Source organism: Chelativorans composti (genome assembly GCF_039541695.1).
Lineage (GTDB): Bacteria > Pseudomonadota > Alphaproteobacteria > Rhizobiales > Rhizobiaceae > Chelativorans > Chelativorans composti.
Genome location: NZ_BAABGS010000016.1, coordinates 33031 through 55530, shown reverse-complemented (window position 1 = coordinate 55530; position 22500 = coordinate 33031). Strand labels below are relative to the sequence as shown.

The 22500-nt window shown below is 62.7% G+C and carries 23 protein-coding genes; 17 read left to right on the top strand and 6 right to left on the bottom strand.

What is annotated here, in order from left to right; all coding sequences use genetic code 11:
- Nucleotides 1-16: 16 nt before the first annotated feature.
- The 5 genes from ABD906_RS04720 (at nucleotide 17) to ABD906_RS04700 (ending at nucleotide 3916) form a co-directional block, all read left to right on the top strand.
- Entirely contained in the window at nucleotides 17-988 is a 972-nt protein-coding gene (locus ABD906_RS04720) for a YVTN family beta-propeller repeat protein (RefSeq protein ID WP_345098445.1), read from the top strand.
- A 98-nt stretch (nucleotides 989-1086) separates the two neighbouring features.
- The gene (locus ABD906_RS04715) at nucleotides 1087-1560 is read left to right on the top strand and encodes a cupredoxin domain-containing protein (protein WP_345098444.1); all 474 of its coding nucleotides are present in this window, start codon (nucleotides 1087-1089) and stop codon (nucleotides 1558-1560) included.
- Between the two features lie 48 nt (nucleotides 1561-1608).
- Nucleotides 1609-2406, top strand: coding sequence for an ATP-binding cassette domain-containing protein (locus tag ABD906_RS04710; protein ID WP_165277357.1), 798 nt, complete (start codon nucleotides 1609-1611; stop codon nucleotides 2404-2406).
- Between the two features lie 74 nt (nucleotides 2407-2480).
- Nucleotides 2481-3269 (top strand): ABC transporter permease, encoded by a 789-nt coding sequence (locus ABD906_RS04705; protein ID WP_378187840.1) that lies wholly within the window; start codon nucleotides 2481-2483, stop codon nucleotides 3267-3269.
- Nucleotides 3266-3916 (top strand): hypothetical protein, encoded by a 651-nt coding sequence (locus ABD906_RS04700; RefSeq protein WP_165277140.1) that lies wholly within the window; start codon nucleotides 3266-3268, stop codon nucleotides 3914-3916. The genes ABD906_RS04705 and ABD906_RS04700 overlap by 4 nt, the downstream gene beginning before the upstream one ends.
- Nucleotides 3917-4170: 254 nt before the next feature.
- Here ABD906_RS04700 and ABD906_RS04695 read toward each other — a convergent pair whose 3' ends face one another.
- Nucleotides 4171-4518, bottom strand: a complete 348-nt coding sequence (locus tag ABD906_RS04695; RefSeq protein WP_345098472.1) for a c-type cytochrome — start codon at nucleotides 4516-4518, stop codon at nucleotides 4171-4173.
- Between the two features lie 303 nt (nucleotides 4519-4821).
- Between ABD906_RS04695 and ABD906_RS04690 the strand changes: the two genes are divergently transcribed.
- The gene (locus tag ABD906_RS04690; RefSeq protein WP_165277142.1) at nucleotides 4822-5028 is read left to right on the top strand and encodes a hypothetical protein; all 207 of its coding nucleotides are present in this window, start codon (nucleotides 4822-4824) and stop codon (nucleotides 5026-5028) included.
- A gap of 113 nt (nucleotides 5029-5141) precedes the next feature.
- Here the strand turns inward: ABD906_RS04690 and ABD906_RS04685 are convergent, their stop codons facing one another.
- The gene (locus ABD906_RS04685; RefSeq protein ID WP_345098443.1) at nucleotides 5142-5492 is read right to left on the bottom strand and encodes a hypothetical protein; all 351 of its coding nucleotides are present in this window, start codon (nucleotides 5490-5492) and stop codon (nucleotides 5142-5144) included.
- A gap of 483 nt (nucleotides 5493-5975) precedes the next feature.
- Here ABD906_RS04685 and ABD906_RS04680 point away from each other — a divergent pair, with 483 nt between their 5' ends.
- The 4 genes from ABD906_RS04680 to ABD906_RS04665 all read left to right on the top strand — a co-directional run bounded on the left by ABD906_RS04680 (nucleotide 5976) and on the right by ABD906_RS04665 (nucleotide 10099).
- Entirely contained in the window at nucleotides 5976-7841 is a 1866-nt protein-coding gene (locus ABD906_RS04680; RefSeq protein ID WP_345098471.1) for a methanol/ethanol family PQQ-dependent dehydrogenase, read from the top strand.
- A gap of 94 nt (nucleotides 7842-7935) precedes the next feature.
- Nucleotides 7936-8454 carry a c-type cytochrome, methanol metabolism-related gene (locus tag ABD906_RS04675; RefSeq protein ID WP_165277144.1) on the top strand — a complete coding sequence of 173 codons (519 nt, stop codon included), beginning with the start codon at nucleotides 7936-7938 and terminating at the stop codon, nucleotides 8452-8454.
- A 2-nt stretch (nucleotides 8455-8456) separates the two neighbouring features.
- Nucleotides 8457-9365 carry a quinoprotein dehydrogenase-associated putative ABC transporter substrate-binding protein gene (locus ABD906_RS04670; RefSeq protein ID WP_165277145.1) on the top strand — a complete coding sequence of 303 codons (909 nt, stop codon included), beginning with the start codon at nucleotides 8457-8459 and terminating at the stop codon, nucleotides 9363-9365.
- Nucleotides 9366-9595: 230 nt separating this feature from the next.
- Nucleotides 9596-10099: a hypothetical protein gene (locus tag ABD906_RS04665; protein WP_345098442.1), complete on the top strand. Its 504-nt coding sequence runs from the start codon at nucleotides 9596-9598 to the stop codon at nucleotides 10097-10099.
- 219 nt (nucleotides 10100-10318) lie between these two features.
- Here ABD906_RS04665 and ABD906_RS04660 read toward each other — a convergent pair whose 3' ends face one another.
- A complete protein-coding gene (locus ABD906_RS04660; RefSeq protein WP_345098441.1) occupies nucleotides 10319-12478 on the bottom strand; it encodes a heavy metal translocating P-type ATPase in 2160 nt (719 codons plus the stop codon).
- Between the two features lie 186 nt (nucleotides 12479-12664).
- Between ABD906_RS04660 and ABD906_RS04655 the strand changes: the two genes are divergently transcribed.
- Entirely contained in the window at nucleotides 12665-13060 is a 396-nt protein-coding gene (locus ABD906_RS04655; protein ID WP_378187837.1) for a MerR family transcriptional regulator, read from the top strand.
- A gap of 33 nt (nucleotides 13061-13093) precedes the next feature.
- Here ABD906_RS04655 and ABD906_RS04650 read toward each other — a convergent pair whose 3' ends face one another.
- From ABD906_RS04650 to ABD906_RS04640, 3 genes are all read right to left on the bottom strand, one after another.
- Nucleotides 13094-14044 carry a glutathione S-transferase C-terminal domain-containing protein gene (locus tag ABD906_RS04650; RefSeq protein ID WP_165277149.1) on the bottom strand — a complete coding sequence of 317 codons (951 nt, stop codon included), beginning with the start codon at nucleotides 14042-14044 and terminating at the stop codon, nucleotides 13094-13096.
- A 134-nt stretch (nucleotides 14045-14178) separates the two neighbouring features.
- Nucleotides 14179-14622 (bottom strand): DoxX family membrane protein, encoded by a 444-nt coding sequence (locus ABD906_RS04645; protein WP_165277360.1) that lies wholly within the window; start codon nucleotides 14620-14622, stop codon nucleotides 14179-14181.
- 126 nt (nucleotides 14623-14748) lie between these two features.
- Nucleotides 14749-15660, bottom strand: a complete 912-nt coding sequence (locus ABD906_RS04640; RefSeq protein WP_165277150.1) for a LysR substrate-binding domain-containing protein — start codon at nucleotides 15658-15660, stop codon at nucleotides 14749-14751.
- Nucleotides 15661-16390: 730 nt separating this feature from the next.
- On the opposite strand from ABD906_RS04640, the gene ABD906_RS04635 reads away from it, so the two are divergent.
- Genes ABD906_RS04635 through mnhG form a run of 6 tightly spaced genes read left to right on the top strand, consistent with a single transcriptional unit; the run spans nucleotide 16391 to nucleotide 22421 of the window.
- On the top strand, nucleotides 16391-19303 hold the full coding sequence (locus ABD906_RS04635; protein WP_165277151.1) for a monovalent cation/H+ antiporter subunit A: 2913 nt from the start codon (nucleotides 16391-16393) through the stop codon (nucleotides 19301-19303).
- The gene (locus ABD906_RS04630) at nucleotides 19303-19647 is read left to right on the top strand and encodes a Na+/H+ antiporter subunit C (protein ID WP_165277152.1); all 345 of its coding nucleotides are present in this window, start codon (nucleotides 19303-19305) and stop codon (nucleotides 19645-19647) included. The genes ABD906_RS04635 and ABD906_RS04630 overlap by 1 nt, the downstream gene beginning before the upstream one ends.
- Nucleotides 19644-21287, top strand: a complete 1644-nt coding sequence (locus ABD906_RS04625) for a monovalent cation/H+ antiporter subunit D (protein WP_345098438.1) — start codon at nucleotides 19644-19646, stop codon at nucleotides 21285-21287. The genes ABD906_RS04630 and ABD906_RS04625 overlap by 4 nt, the downstream gene beginning before the upstream one ends.
- Nucleotides 21284-21769 carry a Na+/H+ antiporter subunit E gene (locus ABD906_RS04620; RefSeq protein ID WP_165277154.1) on the top strand — a complete coding sequence of 162 codons (486 nt, stop codon included), beginning with the start codon at nucleotides 21284-21286 and terminating at the stop codon, nucleotides 21767-21769. The genes ABD906_RS04625 and ABD906_RS04620 overlap by 4 nt, the downstream gene beginning before the upstream one ends.
- Nucleotides 21766-22047, top strand: a complete 282-nt coding sequence (locus ABD906_RS04615) for a K+/H+ antiporter subunit F (RefSeq protein ID WP_165277155.1) — start codon at nucleotides 21766-21768, stop codon at nucleotides 22045-22047. The genes ABD906_RS04620 and ABD906_RS04615 overlap by 4 nt, the downstream gene beginning before the upstream one ends.
- Nucleotides 22044-22421, top strand: a complete 378-nt coding sequence (mnhG, locus tag ABD906_RS04610) for a monovalent cation/H(+) antiporter subunit G (RefSeq protein ID WP_165277156.1) — start codon at nucleotides 22044-22046, stop codon at nucleotides 22419-22421. The genes ABD906_RS04615 and mnhG overlap by 4 nt, the downstream gene beginning before the upstream one ends.
- The last annotated feature ends 79 nt before the right edge of the window (nucleotides 22422-22500 follow it).

Here is a 22500-nt window from a genome sequence, read left to right as displayed (position 1 = left end):
CAACAGGGAGGAATACATGCGACGATACCTGCCGCTTCTCGCGGTATCGCTGATGGCATCCACGGCGACGCCCGCGCTGGCCTACAAGGCCTACGTATCGAACGAGCGGGGAAACACGGTTTCCATCCTCGACACGGACACGATGGAGGTCATCGAGACGATACAGGTCGGCCAGCGGCCGCGCGGCATCACGATCTCGCATGACGGCAAGTACGTCTATCTCTGCGCCAGCGACGATGACACGGTGGAAATCATCGACACCGAGACCAACCAGATCGTGGGAACGCTTCCCTCGGGTCCGGACCCGGAGCTCTTCGTCCTGTCTCCTGACGGCAAGACGCTCTACGTGGCCAACGAGGATGACAACCTCGTGACCGTCATCGACGTCGAAAGCAAGCGCGTGATCATCGAGATCCCGGTCGGCGTGGAGCCTGAGGGGATGGGCATCAGCCCGGACGGCAGGACCCTGGTCAACACGTCCGAAACGACCAACATGGCTCACTTCATCGACACGGAGACCCACACGATCACGCACAACGTGCTGGTCGACTCCCGTCCGCGTTTCGCGGAGTTCAAGCCGGACGGATCGGAAGTCTGGGTGAGCGCCGAGATCGGCGGCACGGTTTCCGTGATCGACAACGAAACGCGCGAGATCAAGCACAAGATCACCTTCGACATCCCGGGCCTGAGGCCCGAGTCGATCCAGCCGGTCGGCGTGCGCATCAGCAAGGACGGCTCCAAGGCCTATGTGGCGCTCGGTCCTGCCAACCGTGTCGCTGTGGTGGATACGGCCACCTACGAGGTGAAGAAATATGTGCTGGTAGGCCAGCGCGTCTGGCAGCTCGCGTTCACGCCCGACCAGAAATACATCATCAGCACCAATGGCATTTCCAACGACGTGACCTTCATCGACGTGGAGACGGACGAACCGATCAAGTCCGTCACGGTCGGCGAGCAGCCGTGGGGCGTCGTGGTTTCCCCGAACTAGCGGCGACGCTGGATGAGCGGCGGGTCTCCCCCCGCCGCTGCAACGGACAGGACGTCCGGGACACATAACAACCAGATTGAAGCGAAGAGGAGGACTTGATGCGCAAATATCTGTATGCTCTGCTTGCGGCATCCATCGCGGCCACGCTGCATATCCAGCCGGTCATGGCCGACGATGACGACGATGATGATGATGCTCCGCAAGCTCAGACCACCCAGGTAAGCCGCGCCAGCAAGGACGTTCCGGAACTGATCCTCGGTTCGGCCGACGATGACTTTGCCGTCAACCAGACGGACTTCGAGCTCGTTGCCGGTCAGGCCTATCGCTGGAAGATCACGTCCCAGGGCAACCTCGAGTACAAGTTCTTCACGGACCTCTTCCGCAACGTCTGGATGAATCAGATCGTCATTGACGATCTCGAGGTCCACATGAACGGCGCTCCGGCCTGGCTCGAGTTCGACGCGAAGGGCACGATTCAGGTCCAGTTCGTCGCCGTGCGTCCGGGCATCCACACCTGGTACGTCGCCGACCTTGAAGGCCGCGGCATGAAGGGTACCATTACGATCAAGTGACAGGAGCCGATGGCGGCCGCTTCGCACGGCCGCCATCCGCACAAGCAAATGGAGCATGTTCAGCCAATTCCGGTCGAGGACACCACCGCTGCCATTCAAGTCCAGGGCGTGAGCCATTCCTATGGTCGCACCCCGGCCCTGACGGATGTGAGCTTTTCGGTTCCGGCCGGCTCCATCGCGATGCTGCTCGGCCTGAACGGTGCCGGGAAGACCACCCTTTTTTCGCTGATCAGCCGCCTGTTTGCCGTCCAGAAGGGCTCGATCCGGATTTTCGGCTACGACATCGGCCGCCAGTCCCGCGAGGCGTTGCGCCGCATCGGCATCGTCTTCCAGTCGCGCACCCTCGACCTTGACCTGAGCGTCCGCCAGAACCTTGCCTACCACGCCGCCCTGCACGGCCTCGACCGGCGCGAGACCAACCGGCGGATCGAAGCGGTGCTGGAAACCGTGGAGATGGCTTCCCGTATGAAGGACAAGGTGCGCTCCCTGTCCGGCGGCCAGATGCGCCGCGTGGAGATCGCGCGCGCCCTGCTGCATGAACCGCCGCTCCTGCTGCTGGACGAACCGACCGTCGGCCTCGACATCCAGTCCCGCGCGAGCATCGTCCGCTTCATCCGCAGGCTTGTGGCAGAAAAGGGCATCAGCGTCCTTTGGGCGACCCACCTGATTGACGAGGTCGAACTCTCCGACCATGCGGTGATGCTGCGTCAGGGCCGGGTGATGGCCGCAGGCCCGCTCGAGGCCGTTCTCGCCCAGTCCGGCTCTTCTACCGTGGAAGAAGCGTTCAACCGGCTTTGCCGCGCGCCGTCCATCGGAACCGGGGTTCCGGAGGAGGACATGCCATGAACGTCAAGATGAAGCCTGTTACGGTGGCGGAGCCCCTTTCCAGGCCCTATGGCCTCTACCGCTATCTCATCTGCATGCGCGGGATTCTCGCCCGCGAGGCCCTGCGCTTCCTGCACCAGCGGGAGCGTTTCATTTCCTCCCTCGTCCGTCCGCTTGTCTGGCTTTTCATCTTCGCCGCGGGCTTCCGCCAAGTGCTGGGCGTCTCGATCGTGCCGCCCTACAGGACCTATGTGCTCTACGAAGTCTACATCACACCGGGCCTCGCCGGCATGATCCTGCTCTTCAGCGGCATGCAATCGTCCCTCTCGATGGTCTACGACCGCGAAATGGGCAACATGCGCACGTTGCTGATCAGCCCCTTCCCGCGCTGGTTCCTGCTGGTCTCGAAGCTGCTGGCCGGCGTCGCGGTGTCGGTGGCGCAGGTCTATATCTTTCTCGCGATTGCCTGGTTCTGGGGCGTCAAGCCGCCGGTGTCGGGTTATCTCTTCGCCCTGCCGGCGCTGTTCCTGGCCGGCCTGATGCTGGGCTCCCTGGGCATGCTGCTTTCGTCGCTGATCAAGCAGCTCGAGAACTTCGCCGGCGTCATGAACTTCGTGATATTTCCGATGTATTTCGCCTCATCGGCGCTGTACCCGCTCTGGCGCATCCAGGAATCGAGCCCGCTCCTGCACAAGATTTGCCAGGCGAATCCCTTTACATATGCAGTGGAACTGATCCGCTTTGCTATGTATGGTCAGTTTCACTGGACATCGTTCGTTGTCGTTACGGGATGCACGCTCGCATTTCTCGCCGCCGCGGTTCTCGCCTACGATCCATCGCGCGGTCTCATGTCGAGAAAGCCGGCGTCAGGAGGAGCTTCATGACAACTTCACGCATACGGAAGCCTGCCATCGCCTTGTCGCTTCTGGTGCTGTTCACGTCCGCCGCTGCCGCCCAGCAGCAGTCCTCGGCTGCGGCCGACGAGGATTTCTGGCCCTGCGTCCAGCGCAAGGTGCCTGAACTGTCGCTGCCGCAGATCTGGAACGGTCCCGCCCTTCCGGAGGAAGCCTCGAAATGGCCGGAGGATCGGGAGATTTCCAACCTCGTCCGGCAGGTCGCCCAACGGCGCATCTCCCTGGAGGAGGCGGAACAGCAAATTCGCGACTTTGCCGAAAAGCTCCCTCCGGACCAGCGTGACCAGCGCCTGCTGATGGTCGTCCGGGGGCTGTTTGACCTGATGAACCGCGAACGCTCGGACGTGATGATCAGCATCGAGCGCTTCACGAAGCGCCAGATCGCCCTGGCCGATTCCATCCGCAAGGAACTCGCGGAACTCGAGGAACTTTCAGACAAGCCGGATGTGGACACCGCCGAGCTGGAGCGCCGCCGGGAACAGGTGAATTTCACCGCCCGCGCCTTCCAGGACCGCAACCAGTCCATCACCTTCGTCTGCGAGGTTCCGACAATCATCGAGCAGCGCCTATACCGCCTGGCGAACTCCATCCTGCCTCTGCTCAACGACAGGAGCTGAGCCGGGTACGACAGGCCATCTCCCGTTTGGGCGCAGCGCCCGGGCGGCATGGGTTGGTGCGCGTCCCGTGTCTGGTTGCTGGCGGCCCGGCTGCTGTTCATGTTACGTCTTGAAACTTGGCGCGGGCCTCGCCCCGTCCCGGCGCGTCGGCTTGTCCGCGGCGCGCGTGACCCGCATGCTCGCGTGTTGCATGAAAAAACCGTGCCTGGAATGATCCCGGCACGGTTTGATGTCGTCCGACCGATGCCGGAAGATCAGTTGCTGAACTGCTTGAGGTAAGCAAGAAGATTGGTGATCTCGTCTTCCTTCTTGAGGCCGGGGAACACCATCTTGGTCTTGGGCACCATGTCCTTGGGGTTGTGGAGAAACTTGGCGAGAGTCTCCTCGTCCCAGACCAGACCACCCTGGCCCGCCTCGACCATGGCCGGCGAATACTTGAACCCCTCGTGGGTACCAGCCGTTCTGCCGAAGACATTCAACAGGCTGGGACCAACCTTGTTCTGATCCGTGTCGGCGACATGGCAGGCCTTGCACTTGGCGAAGACCTTCTCGCCCGCCGCCACATCCTGAGAATGGGCCGGCCCGGTCAGCAGCACTGCCATAGGCAGAAGCGCGAGCGTGAGTTTTTGTTTGAACATTTCCTCTCTACCTTTGTTGTTTGGAGGTGCCCCTTGGAGAACAGGATGCCCCCAACTGGCATCCCCTAGAACACTTCACAACTATCGACCATTTGACGGAAGTCAAGCTGGCCACGGGCGAAGAATTGTCGCTGATGCCGGCAAGGCATCGGGCCATTGACGCTCTGCAGAGCGAATCCTAGTTTCGCATGTGTGGAACTGCGAGGGCACCCCAGTTGATCCACGCATGATCATCACTTTTCTTCCCCTCGCGGGGCGGAGGTCGCCATGACTTGGGTAGATCTTGTCCTCACGGTGTGCCTGGCGAGCGATACGAGCGTCTGCCGGACGGAACACATCCTGCTGGCCAACCGCACCCAGAAGGCTTGCATGACGCATGCTCAGGTCCACATTGCCGAATGGATCGGAAATCATCCCGAATACAAGGTCGTGAAATGGGAATGCGCAAATCCTGACGGGCCGCGCAGGATCTGAGCCGCGCGCCGTCTGGAAGCCACCCGGGCAAGCCGGAAACTGAACCTCCATCCGCAGCGGCAGAACGGGACGCAGCCCGCGGCCAGGGTCTCTTTCCAGGACCCTGGACAGCTTTAGAAGCAGCGTATGTCCGCCTCGGCCTGCGCCCGGCGCAGCGTGGTCACCGCCTGCCGTGCCGGCGCCGTCTCACGGAAAAGGGCACTGCGCTCTCCCGTGGTCAGCGACATCCGCGCGAACGTTTCGGCCCTGACGTAGTCATCGTAAGTTAGCAGCGTCGAGATGACGTCGATCGAGCAGGAGCACCGCTCCAGCGCGGCACGCGAAACGCCGTTGCTGATCATGCAGCCGACCACATAGTCGGCAACGGCAACCGTTGGATAGTCGTTTGCCCGCGACGGAGACGTTGTCGCAAGCCCCAGCGCCATCGCCCCTGCCAGGACGAACATTCTCCTAAGGTCGGTCATCGATCTACATTCTCCTCCGCCAGTAGATCCGGATTCATGCGTTGGTCAGCATATCCCATTGCACCAGGGTGAAAAACACATAATGACCATTACTGGAAATGTTATTCTGCTCCAAATAATCCAATAGAAAAACGCAAGTCTTTTTGCATTGCAAAAATATTATGCTGCATTGCAATAATCTACATGGACTTTTACCCCTTGCCCCCTGTGACTTTATGTCATAATCTGACCTTGTTTCCGGCTTCAAAGGACAACTTCGTTTAGGGAGCGAAGTCTGTCTCTCGTAGGCCAAGTGGGGTGGGCAGCTATAGGTGCCCGCTGCTCACTCGGCTTCGGTCGTGACACGCTGCCGGAAATATTCCCCTGACAAAAGAATCGCATGCTGTGCTGGGGAGAGCCGGCGTGGCGATTTCACACCTGACCGTCGGGAGGACTTTAATGCGTGTGCTCAGGACTACAGCAATAGTTTCATTGGCTGCGCTGATGTGCGGCTCCGTAGGGGCCTACGCCAATGAAGCGCTGCATGAAATGTCGAAAAACCCGAAAAACTGGGTTATGCCGACAGGCGACTACGCCAATACCCGTTACTCTCCGCTTGATCAGATCAACAAGGACAACGTCAAGGACCTTCGGGTGGCCTGGACGTTCTCCACGGGTGTTCTGCGCGGACATGAGGGCGGGCCGCTCGTGATCGATGGCGTGATGTACTTCAATACGCCATTCCCGAATATCGTATACGCGCTTGATCTGAATAACGATGGCCGGATCCTCTGGAAGTATGAACCCAAGCAGGATCCGAACGTCATTCCGATCATGTGCTGCGACACCGTGAACCGTGGCGTTGCCTACGCCCCGGCCGAAGGCGATCGTCCGGCGCTGATCCTGCAGTACCAGGCTGACACGACCCTCGTCGCGCTCGATGCGAAGACCGGCGAAGTTGTCTGGTCCGTCGTGAACGGCCGCGAGAAGGACGGCTCCTTCGGCGAATCCGGCACCTCGGCGCCCATGGTCTTCAAGGACAAGGTGCTCGTCGGCATCTCGGGTGGTGAGTTCGGTGTTCGCGGCCACGTGACCGCCTACAACCTGAAGGACGGTTCGCTGGCCTGGCGCGCCTACTCCACGGGTCCGGATGATGAGGTGCTCATGGATCCGGAGCAGACCACCCATCTCGGCAAGCCGGTTGGTCCCAACTCCAGCCTCGAGAGCTGGGAGGGTGACCAGTGGCAGACCGGTGGCGGTACCACCTGGGGCTGGTACGCCTTCGATCCCGAGCTGAACCTCATCTATTACGGTACCGGTAACCCGTCGACCTGGAACCCGGTGCAGCGTCCTGGCGACAACAAGTGGTCCATGACCATCTTCGCGCGTGACGCCGACACAGGCATGGCCAAGTGGGTCTACCAGATGACCCCCCATGACGAGTGGGACTACGACGGCGTGAACGAGACCATCCTCGTGGATGACCTGGAAATCAACGGTCAGCCGCGCAAGGCTCTCGTCCACTTCGACCGTAACGGCTTTGCCTACACGCTGGACCGCGAGACGGGCGAGCTTCTCGTTGCCGAGAAGTATGACCCGGTCGTGAACTGGGCGTCTCACGTCGAGATGGATCCCAACAGCGACCAGTACGGCCGTCCGCAGGTCGTGGCCCAGTACTCCACGCACCAGAACGGCGAGGACACCAACACGACGGGTATCTGCCCGGCGGCCCTTGGCACCAAGGACCAGCAGCCGGCAGCCTACTCGCCCAAGACCAAGCTGTTCTACGTGCCGACCAACCACGTCTGCATGGACTACGAGCCGTATCGCGTGAGCTACACGGCGGGCCAGCCCTACGTTGGCGCGACGGTGTCCATGTATCCGGCTCCGGGCAGCCACGGCGGCATGGGCAACTTCATCGCCTATGACGCTGCCACGGGCAAGATCGTCTGGTCCAAGCCCGAGCAGTTCTCGGTCTGGTCCGGCGCCCTCGCCACGGCTGGCGACGTGGTCTTCTACGGTACCCTTGAGGGTTACCTGAAGGCCGTCGACCTGGATGGCAATGAGCTGTTCAAGTTCAAGACTCCGTCCGGCATCATCGGCAACGTGAACACCTACGAGCACAACGGCAAGCAGTACATCGCCGTTCTCTCCGGTGTTGGCGGTTGGGCCGGTATCGGTCTCGCCGGTGGTCTTCTGCAGCAGGAAGGCGCCGAGGCGTGGCAGCAGGCCGTCGCGGGCGAACGCGCTCCGACCGATGCTGACACGGCTATCGGAACGGCGGGTCTGGGTGCCGTGGGTGGTTATGCCGCTCTGGCTGACTACACGACCCTCGGCGGTCAGCTGACGGTTTTCGCCCTTCCTGACTAAGCTGCCGAATGGGCGGCCAGGTTTGGCGTCTTTAGCGCGGAAAGCCCGGTTCTCCGGGCTTTCCCAACCTAAGTCCCACTAACAAGAGGCGAAAATGCCAATTCGTGCAGCCGTTTCGGCACTTCTTCTGACTGCAGTTGCTCTGTTTCCAGCCTACGCCCAGGACTCGAAGGAAGCCGCCAAGGCGGTGACCAACGAGGACGGCAAATATTTCGACGCTGACGGGACCCCCACCTTCAACATCAAGGAGGATGGCACCGTCGACTGGTATACGTTCAGCGGTTATCGCCGCTATCATTCCGACTGCCACGTCTGCCACGGCCCGGATGGCGTGGGCTCCACCTATGCGCCGGCGCTGGCCCAGTCCCTGAAGGACATGGACTACGGCACCTTCATTGCCATCGTGGCGGGAGGCCGTCAAAACCTGAGCGCAGGCAAGGAAAGCGTAATGCCCGCTTTCGGCGATAACAAGAACGTCTACTGCTATATTGACGATCTGTATATCTATCTTCGCGCCCGCGCCGTCGGCGATCTTCCGCGCGGCCGCCCGCCGAAGCGTGAAGACAAGCCGGCTGCTGCAACTGAAGCCGAACGCGCTTGCATGGAAGGCTGATCATGCCTGAGACCGGACGCCTGCCCCATTCCGACAACCGGAGACTGTGGAGACGCCTCGCAGTGGGCTCTCTCCTAGCGGCAGGCTTCAGTGTCCTGATCCAGTTTCTCGCGCCAACGCCCGTTGGCGCGGAAAACCGCAACGTGCGCGCCCTTCTGGAACTGGTCGATCCCGACCATCTCCGCGTTTGCGCCGACCCGGCGAACATGCCTTTCTCGAACGAGCAGAAGGAAGGCTTCGAGAACAAGATCGCCGACCTGCTGGCGGAAAAGCTTGGCCGCAAGTCCGTGCGCTATGTCTGGTATCCGATGGCCACGGGTTTCGTGCGCAACACGCTGCGCGCCAACCGTTGCGACGTCATCATGGGCTATCCCCAGGGTGACGAGCTTGTGCAGAACACCAACCACTATTATCGTTCGGCCTATGTGCTGATCTACAAGAAGGGTAGCGATCTTGACGGCGTCGACACGCTGAGCGACCCGCGACTTGCCGGCAAGCGCGTGGGCGTCGTGGACACGACCCCGCCCGGCACGAGTCTGACCAAGGCCGGACTGATGAAGACGGCCAAGATCTATCCGCTGGTCGTCGATACCCGCCTGGTCAAGCCTGCCGCCGCCCGCATGGTCGATGACCTGATCGCCGGCGAGATTGACGCCGCCGCCGTGTGGGGGCCGATGGCCGGCTATTACGTGAAAAACGCACCCGAGGAGCTGGTCATGGTCCCGCTGCTGAAGGAGACCGACAGCTCGCGGATGACCTACCGCATCACCATGGGTGTACGCCCGTCTGACCAGGAATGGAAGCGAACCCTCAACCGCTTCATTCAGGAAAACCAGCACGAGATCAATCGGATCCTGCTAGAATACAACGTACCGATTCTGGACGAGAATGATCGTCCGATCACTGAATAGCCGGACTGCGGTTTCAGACCTCCCCAACGCCTCAAAGCGGCAGGTTGCTTGAGCCCGCCGCGATTTTTTTGGCCCGCTTGCAGAAAACACATCCCGTCTGCGTATGCGTTCCGCGCTTCGCCGGATCCCCGCCGTTGGTTCCGATCGACCGAAGTATTGGAACATCCGGCTGCCGGAAAGGTTGGACAGGCAAGCCCGTCATCCTGATTGGCAATGGGAAAGGAACCGATATGACCGGAATGAAACAGCTTGCCTCCATCGGCGCAATCGCACTGCTAATGTCTGGCGGCGCGGCATTCGCTGAGTGCCTGGACATCAACACGACCTCCTCCGTCAACCCGCCGGCGGCGGGCGAGACCGCCCCGCCTGGCCAAGCGGGCAGTTTCCAGGCCCCGCCAAAGGACGGTTCCACCGCCCCGCTGGAAGCATCGCCCGACCGCCAGGCTGCCGCGCCTGACGCAGCGCAGACGCACCCCGCTCTGCCCGGCGCCGATGCAGATGCGCATGGCCAGGCTTCCTCTAACGTAACGCAACAGGACCAGAATGCTCCGGCTGCGGGCCAGCAGGACCAGTCGGCCGCCGCGCCCGTCCAGAAGGACGGCAGCAATATGCCTCTGCAAAGCAGCGACGCCGACCAGACCGGCACGAACCGCGCCATGTCCCAGCAGGACGTTGAAGCCCAGCAGGAAGGCGATGAGACCATGGCCGCTCAGGCCAACAAGGAAGAGTGCTAGCGCCGGCGCGGCTCGCATCTGAAAGCGTGAGCCAGCCCGGACACTATGCCGGGATGGAAGACGTCAGTCCTCCACCCCGGCCCAATCTTCAATCCTGCTACCCGCAGTCGCTGGAATCGCAGAGCCCTTCCTTCGTCCACTCGGCGCCAGTCTTCCCTGGTCGGCAGTTGCTTCTCGCCAACCCGCTGATCAAGAGCCAGGCTGCCCGCCTGACTCACCCTATCCCTTCTTTTCCGGGCGGATCACCAGCAGCCTCAAGGCATTGGCCGTCACCAGAACCGTGGCACCCGTATCCGCCAGAATGGCCATCCACAGCGAAGTCATGCCCGCCAGCGTCGTGACGAGAAAGACGGCCTTGAGCCCGAGTGCGATGGTCACGTTTTGCCGGATATTGATGAGCGTGGCGCGCGAGAGCCTCACCAGCTCCGCCACGCCGGTCACCCGGTCCTTGAGGATAGCCGCTTCCGCAGTCTCCAGCGCCACGTCCGTACCGCCGCCTATGGCAACGCCCACGCTGGCGGCCGAAAGCGCCGGCGCATCATTGATGCCGTCGCCCACCATGGCGACCGGACCCTTTTCCTTGAGCCCGCGGATCGCCGCAAGCTTCGCCTCCGGCAGCAGCTCCGCCTGCACGTCGAGGCCGAGTTCGGCCGCCACAGCGCGCGCCGCCCGCGCGTTGTCGCCGGTCAGCATGATCGCCTGCACGCCGAGCGCCCGCAGTCTGGCAATGCCATCGGCCGCATCCTCGCGCAATGTGTCGCGCAGGGCGATAAGGCCGGCGAGCTGCCCGCCTTCGGTAACGGCAACCACGGTTTTGCCCTGCCCTTCCAGCACGGCAATACGCTGCCGCGCGACCTCGTCGAGCAGGCCCTCATCGTCCGCGAATCTCGGAGAACCGACGCTCACGAACCCGTCTCGCAGTCGGGCGCGCACCGCCTTCCCGGAAAGCTCCACCGCGCCATAGGCGCGCGGAACATCGAGCCGCCGCTCCGCTGCCGCCGCAAGAATCGCCTGCGCCAGCGGGTGGCTGGAGCCGCTTTCGACGGCTGCCGCCTTCGCCAGCACCTCGTCCTCGGTTCCGGCCAGCGCCACCACATCGGTCACGCGCGGCCGCCCGACCGTCAGCGTTCCCGTCTTGTCGAAGCCGACCGTCTTGACGTGCCCCAGTGTTTCCAGCGCCGCGCCGCCCTTGATGAGAAGCCCGCGGCGGGCGCCAGCCGCAAGCGCCGAGGCGATCGCCGCCGGTGTGGAAATCACCAGCGCGCAGGGGCAGGCGATCAGCAGGGTCGCGAGTCCCCGGTAGATCCAGGTGCCCCAATCGGCGCCGATGAGGAGCGGCGGCACGACAGCGATGAGCAGGGCGAGCAGCATCGCGGCGAGCGTATAGCGGGCGGCGAACCGGTCGATGAATCGCGCTGTCGGCGCCTTGCTCTGCTGTGCCTCCTCAACCAGGTGAATGATCCGCGCGATCGTGTTGTCCTCGGCAGTGCGGGTGATGCGCACGCGCAGCACCCCGTTACTGTTGACACTGCCCGCATAGACGGCATCGCCCTCGACCTTCGCCACCGGTATCGACTCGCCCGTCACCGGCGACTCGTCGAGTTGAGACCGTCCTTCGATGATCTCGCCGTCCGAAGGCACCCGGTCGCCGGAGCGTACCTGCACCACCTCTCCCACCTTGAGCTCCGAAGCCGGGATTTCCGTGACAGCGCCGTCCGGCCCTTCCCGTCGCGCCGTACGGGGCACCAGGTTGACCAGCGCTTTGATCCCTGCCCTTGCCTTTCCGGCGGCCACGTTTTCCAGAAGCTCGCCGACGGCGAAGAGGAACACCACGGCAGCAGCCTCCGCCGCCTCGCCGATGATGATTGCGCCGATGGCCGCAACGCTCATCAGCATTTCGATGGAGAATGGCGCGCCGAGCATCGCGCCGGCTATGGCGCGGCGCAGGAATGGCAGGACGCTGAGCCCCGCCGCCACCGCATAAAGCACGGTTTCGTGTTCCGGCAGGAAACAGGCGGTGGAGGCGGCCAGCGCGAACAGCAGTCCGGTCAGCAACACCAGCCTCGCCTTGCGTCCCTTCCACCACGCCCCATCAACGTCGCTGTGGTCATGAAAGTGCCGATGTGCGCCGCCACCGCCATCACGACCGTGCCCATGATCTTCTGCGTGCGGCGTATAGCCGAGCATCCTGATGCGCGATGTGACATCCGCAAGCCTGGTGCGGTCCTCGTCGAGATCGAGCCTGAGCAGACCGGTCGTGGGGTTCACCTCGATGTCGCTCACACCGGGCAGGCGCTTCAGCGCCGTTTCGATCTTGGATGCGCAGGATGCGCAATCCATGCCCTCGACGTGCATCTTGTAGGAAACAGGAACTGCCATACCACCTTCCCCGGGCTGCGGCCGCGGACTTCCGCTGCGCGCACCCATCTGAACGGTGCCGCCCTGTCGCACCGTGTCTTCGCATGGCAGGGCATATAGACCCTGTAGTCGCTACAGGGTCAAGCCTCGACGCTCGCGCGCAAAAGGTCTACACTGACGCAGTATCACGGGAGGAAACATATGGCGATGACCCGCCCAATGACCATCGGCCATCTGGCCCGTGAAACGGGCGTGAGGGTCGAAACGATACGTTTCTATGAGAAATGTGGGCTTCTGCCGCCACCGGCTCGCACTGGCGGCAACTACCGCGCCTACGAGGAGTCGCACCTGCGGCGCCTTCACTTCATCCGCCGCGCGCGCGAGCTTGGCTTTTCGCTCGACCAGGTGCGGGCGATGCTGGCGATGTCCGACAACAAGAACCAGTCCTGTGAGGCCGTGGACGCGATCGCGCGGGTTCACCTGGAAGAGGTGGAGCGCAAGATCGCCGATCTCACGGAACTCAAGCAGGAGCTCGACCGCATGGTCAACCATGCCCACGGGCCGATCGCCGACTGCCGCATCATCGAAACGCTCAACCGCTGAGCCGTCACCGCGCCCACAGGCATTATCCCAGGCTTAGAACGGCAGCTCAGGTCCGAGCGGCACGATACCGGTGGGGTTGAGGGCCTTGATCGAATAGTATCCGGCCTTGATGTGTCCGATATTCACAGTCTCCCGCACGCCGGGGATGTCGATCACCCTCAGCACGTAGCGGCTCAAGTGCGGATAGTCGGCGATGCGCCGCAGGTTGCATTTGAAGAGCCCGTAATAGGCCGCATCGAACCGCACGAGCGTCACGAACAGCCGTATGTCCGTCTCCGTGAAGCGATCACCGAACAGGAACCGCCGGCCATCGGCGAGCCGTTCCTCCAGCTCGTCCAGCATCGCGAACACGTCCCGGAACGCCTCTTCATAGGCGACCTGCGTCGTCGCAAATCCGGCGCGATAAACACCGTTGTTGAGCGCCGGATAGATCCGCCCGTTGAGCGCGTCGATTTCTGCCCGGAGATCCTCCGGATAGAGGTCCACGGACCCGTCAGCCAGGTCGCCGAAGCCGGAATTCATCATCCGCACGATGTCGGCTGACTCGTTGTTGACGATGGTTTCGTGCTTCTTGTCCCACAGGACCGGCACGGTGGCCCGTCCGGTCACGTGCGGATCGGCCTTGGTGTAGATCTCGTGCATGTAGGTGCTGCCGTTCACCTCGTCGTCCGTGGCGCCAGGGTAGTCGCCAAAGCGCCACCCCTGCGGCGTCATCACCGGACTGACGACGGAAACGGAGATGACGTCCTCCAGTTTCTTGAGCTTCCGGGCAATCAGCGTGCGCGAAGCCCAGGGGCAGATCAGCGCCACATAGAGATGATAGCGACCAGGCTCTGCCTTGAACCCGCCCGTTCCGGTTGGCCCGGGACCGCCGTCGGGCGTGACCCAGTTGCGGAAGGTCGAGGTCTGGCGGACAAAGCCGCCCTTCTCGTCGGTGGCCTGCACGGGTTGCCAGTCCGCCACCCATTGTCCGTTCACCAGCATTCCACGCTCCTTTCGGCGTGCGACCGTTGAGCCTGACCGCCATGCGGCGGGCAGCCGTTCTGATGCTTCAATGTTCGAGGAACAGTCAGGGGTACGGGCGGTTCCGCGGGGAACCTTGCCCGTACCAGCCTGCGTTACGCGCGGTTGCGCTGTACGGCGAAGGCCCCGTTGCCGAGCAGCGCGAGAGCCACCAGCGTAATCGCCCAGAAAGCCGGGTATTCCCAGCCGCCGCCAGGGTTCGAGAAGAAGAAGCCGGCCGCTCCATGCGGCGCATAGATGGTGCCGAGCAGAACAACAGCAAGCGCAAGCGAAATTGAGCGCGTCCACACGCCCAGCAGCAGCGCAATGCCGCCCAGAATCTCGATGGCGATCACAGGATACGCCAAAAAGCCCGGGAACCCGATGCTCTCGAAGAAGCCCGCCGTACCCGCCGGAGTGAACACGAACAGCTTCAGTCCGCCATGAAGAATGAAGAAGATGCCATTCGTCACGCGCAGGATAAACGCCGCGAGATCCGCGTTCGCCACGCCACTGATGAAGGACGACTCGCCCGTTGCCGAAGTGCTGATATTCGCCATCTCGTTGGTTCCTTTCGTTGCGGCGCCGGTCTCCATGGCCGCCTTGTCATGCGCATAAGATGGCATTCTTTCATTTGGATGATAATCCACCGCTACGGAAGATGATTGCATCCGATATGGAAGCAGTCAGCCCTGCGCCACGGGCCAGTCCATTTCAGCCTTGTAGCGATCGGCGAGAAAGTCGATGAGCGCGCGCACGCTGGCGGCGAGGTGCCGGCTGTGCGGATAAAGGGCGAAGATGCTGAACGTCAGGCTGTAGCCCGCAAGGATGGGCCTGAGGTGCGTTGCGTCGAAGGCTTTCGCCGCGACGAAGGCCGGGAGATACGCTATTCCCAATCCGAGTTCCGCTGCCCTGAGACAGGCTTCCGCGTTTGAGAAGCAGAGCCTTCCGCTCACCGGCACGGAGTATGTCTTTCCTGTGGCATCCTGAAAGGGCCAGCGATAAGGATCGCGGAAGTTGGTGTCGATCATGCACTCGTGTCCGGCGAGTTCCTCAGGCTTCCGCGGCTCGCCTCGTTCTTCGAGATAGCGTTCGGAAGCTACCGTCACGATCCTGACATCGCAGAGCCGCCGCGCGATCAGGGTCGAATCCGCCGGTTTCCCGACGCGGATGGCAACGTCGAACCCCTCGTCCACCACATTGACCAGCCTGTCCTCGAAACTGACATGCAGCGAGATTTCCGGATAGATCGCGGCGAATTCCGAGAGCGCTGGGGCCAGCTCCGCCGTGCCGAAGGTGAGCGGTGCGGTGATCCTCAGTCTTCCCCGCGGCGTCTGCGACGTGTTGCGGACCGAAAGATCCAGCTCGTCATAGGCCTCCAGCAGTTGCCGCAGCCGCTCGTAATAGGCCCGGCCCGCCTCGGTCGGAGAGACCGCGCGCGTCGTGCGGTTAAGCAGCCGCACCCCGAGTTCCGCCTCCAGCCTGGCGACGAGCTTGGATGCCTGTCCCGAGGTCGTGCCCAGCTTGGCCGCGGCCCTGGTGAAGCTGCCCGTATCCATGACAGCGACGAACATGCGGTCACATTCAAGCCTGTCCATGGCGGCTAGTCCGATGCCATCCCCGTTGCGCGGATTCCGGCCCCGTCACCGGTCCCGGGCAAGAGACAATTTTTCATGCGTCATCCGCATTTTTTCTAACTGTTCGATCATAATTCCGTATTAGATTAATGAATGTTGACTGTCACACGACTCCGCTTCACATAGTGTGATCATCAAGCGCAAATCGGAGGTCCCTTGCGGCACGCGGACAAGCACCGCCATTCCCACATCATTATTGCGTCAGGCTTCCTGGCGATGGTGCTTGTTTGCCTTGCGACCCTTTGCAGCCAGGCTACCACGTTCCTGCCCGCAACCAAGCGGACCGGAGTGGAACACGGCTCGCCCGTCAGCGGTCTTGTCGCGCCTTCCTCCTTCCGGAAGATATTGCGGTCTCCTGACGAAAAGGCCTCGCCCTCGATGGAGCTGGCTGCCGGCCCTGATCCGGTGGCTCTTCCCGCGGCCAATCCTGAATTTGAGGTTCCCTGCCGGAATACGGCTTGTCCGCGGCTGGAAAAACCGACATTCCTGTGCGAACGACGGAATGGCCAGTGCGCTCCGAGGGCTCCACCTGTTGAAGCGCCGTTGGCTGGCGCGTGATGCCGGAGGGAAATGTTTCGGGGGGCGATGTTTTTCCTGGAACGTGCCTGAGTCACAATCGGCAGAACGGACGTTAGCCACGGACAAGGTTTTTTCGTTCTTCTGTCGCAGGTAAGTTGTTTGTGCCACATCGATGTTCCATGAGAATGCGCTCCTTTTCCTGATTTTCCTGCCCTTCCTGGGAGCGATTTTGGCCGCCATGCAGCCCGTGAACGCGCGCAACACGGAGGCGTGGCTGTCCGGTGTCGTCGCCCTCACCGCCTTCGTCATCGGCGTGATGCTTTACCCTTACGTCGAGGACGGCGGCGTCATCCGGCGGGAAATCAAGTGGATGCCGGAACTGGGCCTCAACTTCTTGCTGCGCATGGACGGCTTTGCCTGGATGTTCACGATGCTGGTGTCCGGGATCGGCCTGCTCGTGGTCATCTATGCGCGCTATTACATGTCGCCGAACGATCCGGTGCCGCGCTTCTACGCCTTCCTGCTTTGCTTCATGGGCGCCATGCAGGGCGTGGTCATCGCCGGAAACCTGATCCTGATTTCTGTCTTCTGGGAGCTGACCAGCATCTTCTCCTTCCTGCTGATCGGCTACTGGCACCATAACGCGAACGCGCGCGAAGGCGCGCGCATGTCGCTCATCATTACCGGCGCCGGCGGGCTTCTTCTGTTGCTCGGCATGATCCTGATCGGCTACATCGTCGGCAGCTATGATCTGGACGCCGTCCTTTCCTCCGGCGACGAGATCCGCTCCAGCAGCCTCTATTCCCTGGCGCTCCTGTTCATACTCGCCGGTGCTCTGACCAAGAGCGCGCAGTTCCCGTTCCACTTCTGGCTGCCAAATGCGATGGCCGCGCCCACGCCCGTCTCGGCCTACCTCCATTCGGCCACCATGGTGAAGGCGGGCGTGTTCCTGCTTGCCCGCTTCTGGCCGGTGTTGGCCGGTACGGACCAGTGGTTCTACATCGTGGGCTTCGCCGGCATGTCCTCGCTGTTGATCGGCGCCTACTTCGCGATCTTCCAGCAGGACCTGAAAGGGCTTCTCGCCTATTCCACCATCAGCCACCTTGGCCTGATCGCCACCCTTCTGAGCCTAGGCAGCCCGCTCGCCGCCGTCGCGGCCATCTTCCACATGATGAACCACGCCACCTTCAAGGCATCGCTCTTCATGGCGGCGGGCATCATCGACCACGAGGCGGGCTCGCGCGACATGCGCCGGCTGAGCGGTCTGTTCACCGCGCTTCCGATCACCGGAACTCTGGCGATGGTGGCCGCGGCCTCCATGGCCGGCGTGCCGCTCCTGAACGGGTTCCTCTCCAAGGAGATGTTCTTCGCCGAGACCATCATCGAGTATCGCGACTCCTGGTTCGATCACGCCACGCCCTACATTGCCACCCTGGCGAGCGCCTTCGCGGTGACCTACTCGATCCGCTTCATCCACGCCGTCTTTTTCGGCCCGAAGGCGACGGATCTCCCCAAGGAGCCGCACGAGCCGCCGCACTGGATGCGCCTGCCGATCGAGCTGCTCGTGCTCGCGTGTCTCCTGGTAGGCATCATCCCCGGCCTGACCATCGGGCCCTATCTGCATACGGCCGTCGTTGCCGTCCTTGGCGAACGCACGCCCTCCTACAGCCTCGCGGTCTGGCACGGCTTCAACCTGCCTCTCATCATGAGCTCGATCGCCTTCACTGCGGGCATCCTGCTCTATCTGGCGCTGCGCCGCTATCTGGCGACCTCACCCGAGGATCCGCCGGGCCTGCGCTGGCTCAAGGGCCAGCGTATTTTCGACCGCATTCTCGTCACCGTCTCATGGCGCTGGGCACGCTGGATCGAGGCCAATCTCGGCACGAGGCGCCTGCAGCCGCAGCTGCGCATCGTTGTGGTGATGACGCTGGTGGTCGGGACCTGGCCACTGTTTGAAAGCGGCTTCCTGAGTGACATCACCCGCATCCAGCGGCTGGATCCGGCCTTCGGCATCCTCTGGGCCGTCGGCATTTCCTGCGCGGTGGGCGCCGCGTGGCTGGCCAAGTACCATCGCTTCGCCGCCCTCGTGCTGATCAGCGGCGCGGGGCTGGTTACCTGCATGACCTTCGTCTGGTTCTCCGCACCGGACCTGGCCGTCACCCAGCTCGTGGTCGAGGTGGTCACGACGGTTCTGATCCTCCTGGGCCTGCGCTGGCTGCCCAAACGCCTTGAGGAAATCGACAACGGCACCCGTATTGCCGACCGCCTGCGCCGCAACCGCGATTTCTTCATCGCCGTCGTCAGCGGCCTGGGCATGGCCATCGTCGCCTTTGCGGTCATGTCGAGCACGCCCGCTCCGTCGATTGGCGACTTCTTCGTCCAGAACGCCTATTCCGGCGGCGGCGGCTCCAACGTGGTGAACGTCATTCTGGTGGATTTCCGCGGCTTCGACACGATGGGCGAAATCACCGTGCTCGGCATCGTGGCGCTGACCGTCTTCGCACTGCTGCGCCGCTTCCGCCCGGCCCCCGACAGCATCGAGGTCCCGGAACAGCAGCGCATCCAAAACGCTTATGACGATGCCCAGCAGGAACGCGAGCCCGGCGAGACCGTGCATGACTTCATGCGCATCCCGTCCGTCATCATGAACTGGATGTTCCCGGCGATCATCACCCTGGCGCTCTACCTCTTCTTCCGCGGCCATGATCTGCCGGGTGGCGGGTTCGCGGCGGGCGTGACCATGGCCATCGGCTTCCTTCTGCAGTATCTGGCCGGCGGCACCCGCTGGGTGGAGGATCGCCTGCGCATCCTGCCGGTCCGCTGGATCGCCCTGGGTCTTCTGATTTCGGCATTCACCGGCATGGGGGCGTGGCTGTTCGGCTATCCCTTCCTCACCTCGTTCTACCGGCACCTCCATCTGGACGTGATCGGTGAGATCCCCGTCGCCAGCGCACTCATGTTTGACCTTGGCGTGTTCCTGCTGGTGGTGGGCGCGACGGTGCTGATGCTCATCGCGATCGCGCACCAGTCGATCCGCAGCCATCGTGCGCGGGCGGTCAAGGCTGAAACGGAGGAGCGGGTCTGATGGAAATCCTGCTGTCCCTTGCAATCGGCATTCTCGTTGCCTCGGGCGTGTGGCTCCTCCTCCGGCCGCGCACCTACCAGGTCATCATGGGGCTGTCGCTGCTGTCCTATGCGGTCAACCTTTTCATCTTCTCGACCGGACGGCTGCGCATGAACGCCGCCCCGATCGTCGAGAAGGGCGCGGAGATCGACCCCGCCAACTATGCCGATCCGGTGCCGCAGGCCCTGATCCTGACGGCCATCGTGATCAGCTTCGCCACGACGGCGCTGTTCCTCGTGGTTCTGCTCGCCTCGCGCGGCATTACCGGTACCGACCACGTGGATGGACGCGAGCCAGAAAGATGATACTCAGCCCCTCTCACCTGATCATCACGCCCATCCTGATCCCGCTCGTGGCGGGGGCTTTGCTGCTGCTGTTCGACGAACGCGAGCGGCTGCTCAAGGACACGCTCACCATCCTTGCGTGCGCGCTGCTGCTGGTCGTTTCGATCCTGATGCTCGACCGTGCCCATGCCGGTGGAGAAGGCCAGGGTGCCGTCGAGGTCTATCTTCTGGGCAACTGGCCGTCGCCGATCGCGATCAACCTCGTGCTCGACCGCCTGTCTGCCCTCATGGTGTGCCTGACGTCGGTCCTGGCATTGCCGTCCTTCATCTTCGCCACCGCGCGCTGGGAGCGGGCGGGCACGCACTTCCACAGCCTGTTCCTGTTCATGCTGATGGGGCTGAACGGCGCCTTCCTCACGGGCGACCTGTTCAACCTGTTCGTCTTCTTTGAGGTGCTTCTAGCCGCCTCCTACGGCCTGGTGCTGCATGGCTCCGGCGCTGCCCGCATCAAGTGGGGCATGCACTACATCGTCATCAACCTGGTGGCCTCGCTGCTGTTCCTGATCGGCGTTGCGATGATCTACAGCGAGACGGGCACGCTCAACATGGCGCAGCTCTCCATCCTTCTCGGAGGGCTGGACTACCAGAGCCGCCCGATCGCCGAGGCTGGAGCGGCCATTCTTGGCATCGCCTTCCTGATCAAGGCCGGCATCTGGCCGCTCAATTTCTGGCTGCCCAATGCCTATGCGGCTGCTGCCGCGCCCGTGGCCGCCATTTTCGCCATCATGACCAAGGTCGGCATCTACGTGCTGCTGCGGCTGTCGCTGCTGTTCTTCGGCGTCAAGGCGGGCGGCTCTTCGGGCTTTGGTGCCGAATTGCTCTTCCTGGCGGGCATGCTGACCATCCTGTTCGGCGTGATCGGCGTCCTTGCATCCCAGGCCCTGGGCCGGCTCACCGGCTATTCCGTACTCATCTCCTCCGGCACGCTCCTGGCCGCTGTCGGTTTCGCCAACGACGGAGTGACAGCCGGAGCGCTCTTCTACCTTGTCACATCCACCGCCGCCATCAGCGCGCTGTTCATGCTGATCGAGCTGATCGAACGCGGACAGGACCCGGCGGCCAACATCCTCGCCGTCACGCTCGAAGCATTCGGTGAGGACACTGACGAGGAGGAAGACTTCAACGAGGCCCTGGTAGGCATCGCCATCCCCCAGACGCTGGCTATTCTGGGCTTCTGCTTCGGCATCTGCACGATGCTGCTGGCCGGACTGCCGCCCTTCTCCGCCTTCCTCGCCAAGTTCGCCATGCTGTCGGCGATGTTCGAGCCGGAAACCCTGGGCGAAGAGCCGATCCGCTCCTCGGCCTCGTGGCTGGCTGGCGCCCTGATCCTGTCCGGCTTCGCTTCGCTGATCGCGCTGAGCCGCGCAGGCATCCGCTCCTTCTGGGCGCCTATCGAGGGCGTGGTTCCACGTGTCCTGCTGGTCGAAATCGCCCCCGTGATCGCCCTGCTGCTCGTGACCGTGGGACTGACCATAGGTGCGGGTCCGGCCATGCGTTTCATGACAGCGACGGCAGATGACCTGCATTCGCCGGATGCGTATATCAATGCCGTGATGAACGCGATGCAGGCCGTGCCCGGAAACAGGGGAGGTGTCCAGTGAGCCGCGTGATTCCCTATCCCCTCCTGATCGTCAGCCTCATCCTGATGTGGATGGCGCTGGCCGGCTTCACGCCCGGGCAGTTCATCCTGGGTACGATCGTGTCGCTGCTGGCGGCGCAGGGACTGCACGCGCTGCAGCCATCCACGCCGCGCCTGCGGCGCTGGATTCTCATTCCGAAGCTGATCGCCATCGTGCTGGCGGACATCATCCGCTCCAACGCTGCGGTTGTCCGCCTGATCCTGAATGAGGGCAACCACAAACGGCACTCCGGCTTCGTGACCATTCCGCTCGCACTCCGCGATCCCACCGGCCTCGCGGTACTTGCCGTTATCATAACCAGCACACCGGGAACGGCCTGGCTCGACTATAGCGAGCGGCGGGATACGCTCGTGATCCATGTTTTCGACCTGGTGGACGAGCAGGGTTGGATCGATCTCATCAAGAACCGGTATGAGTACCTGCTGATGGAGATTTTTGAATGAGTGCCATGATCCTGAGCTGGTCGCTTCTGATCTCGCAGATCGCCGTCGCGGTGGCGATGGTTCTCGCCACGGCGCGCATGCTGCGCGGCCCGCGGGCGCAGGACCGGGTGCTCGCTCTCGACTCCCTCTATGTCTGCGGCATGATCGAGCTGATGCTCTTCGGTATGCGGACAGGCACCGACATCTACTTCGAGGCCGCCCTCATCATCGGCGCCCTCGGCTTCGTCGCCACGCTGGCGCTCGCCAAGTTCCTCATGCGCGGTGAGGTAATCGAATGAGCGCCATCCAGGACATGCCGGTTTGGCTCGCCATCGTCATCTCCGCCTTCATGCTGCTGGGGAGCTTCCTCACCCTGGTCGGCACCATCGGCCTCATGCGCCTGCGCAGCTTCTACGACCGGATTCATGCCCCGACGCTCGGCACCAGTTGGGGAACGGGCGGCGTTGTCATGGCGTCCATGATCCTGTTCACCTGGCTGCAGGGCCGTCCCGTCATTCACGAAATCCTCATCGGCATCTTCGTCACCGTCACGACGCCGGTGACGCTGATGCTGCTCGGACGGGCCGCACTCTATCGAGACTGGGCGGAAGGCAAGGAAGACAGTCCTTTGCGCCGGCCCGAGAAAAAGGGTTCGGCGAGGAACCGGAAATGACCGCCTGCGCAGGATGGAAAATTGCCGCGCGCTCATTTTCAGCTTTCCACGCTGGTACAAGGCTGCCAGAGTATCGCCC

What these genes read in the sequence shown, in the direction of transcription:
- ABD906_RS04720 (WP_345098445.1), top strand. Translation starts at nt 17, where the DNA reads ATGCGACGATACCTGCCGCTTCTCGCGGTATCGCTGATGGCATCCACG.
- ABD906_RS04715 (WP_345098444.1), top strand. Translation starts at nt 1,087, where the DNA reads ATGCGCAAATATCTGTATGCTCTGCTTGCGGCATCCATCGCGGCCACG.
- ABD906_RS04710 (WP_165277357.1), top strand. Translation starts at nt 1,609, where the DNA reads ATGGAGCATGTTCAGCCAATTCCGGTCGAGGACACCACCGCTGCCATT.
- ABD906_RS04705 (WP_378187840.1), top strand. Translation starts at nt 2,481, where the DNA reads ATGCGCGGGATTCTCGCCCGCGAGGCCCTGCGCTTCCTGCACCAGCGG.
- ABD906_RS04700 (WP_165277140.1), top strand. Translation starts at nt 3,266, where the DNA reads ATGACAACTTCACGCATACGGAAGCCTGCCATCGCCTTGTCGCTTCTG.
- ABD906_RS04695 (WP_345098472.1), bottom strand. Translation starts at nt 4,518, where the DNA reads ATGGCAGTGCTGCTGACCGGGCCGGCCCATTCTCAGGATGTGGCGGCG.
- ABD906_RS04690 (WP_165277142.1), top strand. Translation starts at nt 4,822, where the DNA reads ATGACTTGGGTAGATCTTGTCCTCACGGTGTGCCTGGCGAGCGATACG.
- ABD906_RS04685 (WP_345098443.1), bottom strand. Translation starts at nt 5,492, where the DNA reads ATGACCGACCTTAGGAGAATGTTCGTCCTGGCAGGGGCGATGGCGCTG.
- ABD906_RS04680 (WP_345098471.1), top strand. Translation starts at nt 5,976, where the DNA reads ATGTGCGGCTCCGTAGGGGCCTACGCCAATGAAGCGCTGCATGAAATG.
- ABD906_RS04675 (WP_165277144.1), top strand. Translation starts at nt 7,936, where the DNA reads ATGCCAATTCGTGCAGCCGTTTCGGCACTTCTTCTGACTGCAGTTGCT.
- ABD906_RS04670 (WP_165277145.1), top strand. Translation starts at nt 8,457, where the DNA reads ATGCCTGAGACCGGACGCCTGCCCCATTCCGACAACCGGAGACTGTGG.
- ABD906_RS04665 (WP_345098442.1), top strand. Translation starts at nt 9,596, where the DNA reads ATGACCGGAATGAAACAGCTTGCCTCCATCGGCGCAATCGCACTGCTA.
- ABD906_RS04660 (WP_345098441.1), bottom strand. Translation starts at nt 12,478, where the DNA reads ATGGCAGTTCCTGTTTCCTACAAGATGCACGTCGAGGGCATGGATTGC.
- ABD906_RS04655 (WP_378187837.1), top strand. Translation starts at nt 12,665, where the DNA reads ATGACCCGCCCAATGACCATCGGCCATCTGGCCCGTGAAACGGGCGTG.
- ABD906_RS04650 (WP_165277149.1), bottom strand. Translation starts at nt 14,044, where the DNA reads ATGCTGGTGAACGGACAATGGGTGGCGGACTGGCAACCCGTGCAGGCC.
- ABD906_RS04645 (WP_165277360.1), bottom strand. Translation starts at nt 14,622, where the DNA reads ATGGCGAATATCAGCACTTCGGCAACGGGCGAGTCGTCCTTCATCAGT.
- ABD906_RS04640 (WP_165277150.1), bottom strand. Translation starts at nt 15,660, where the DNA reads ATGGACAGGCTTGAATGTGACCGCATGTTCGTCGCTGTCATGGATACG.
- ABD906_RS04635 (WP_165277151.1), top strand. Translation starts at nt 16,391, where the DNA reads ATGTTCCATGAGAATGCGCTCCTTTTCCTGATTTTCCTGCCCTTCCTG.
- ABD906_RS04630 (WP_165277152.1), top strand. Translation starts at nt 19,303, where the DNA reads ATGGAAATCCTGCTGTCCCTTGCAATCGGCATTCTCGTTGCCTCGGGC.
- ABD906_RS04625 (WP_345098438.1), top strand. Translation starts at nt 19,644, where the DNA reads ATGATACTCAGCCCCTCTCACCTGATCATCACGCCCATCCTGATCCCG.
- ABD906_RS04615 (WP_165277155.1), top strand. Translation starts at nt 21,766, where the DNA reads ATGAGTGCCATGATCCTGAGCTGGTCGCTTCTGATCTCGCAGATCGCC.
- mnhG (WP_165277156.1), top strand. Translation starts at nt 22,044, where the DNA reads ATGAGCGCCATCCAGGACATGCCGGTTTGGCTCGCCATCGTCATCTCC.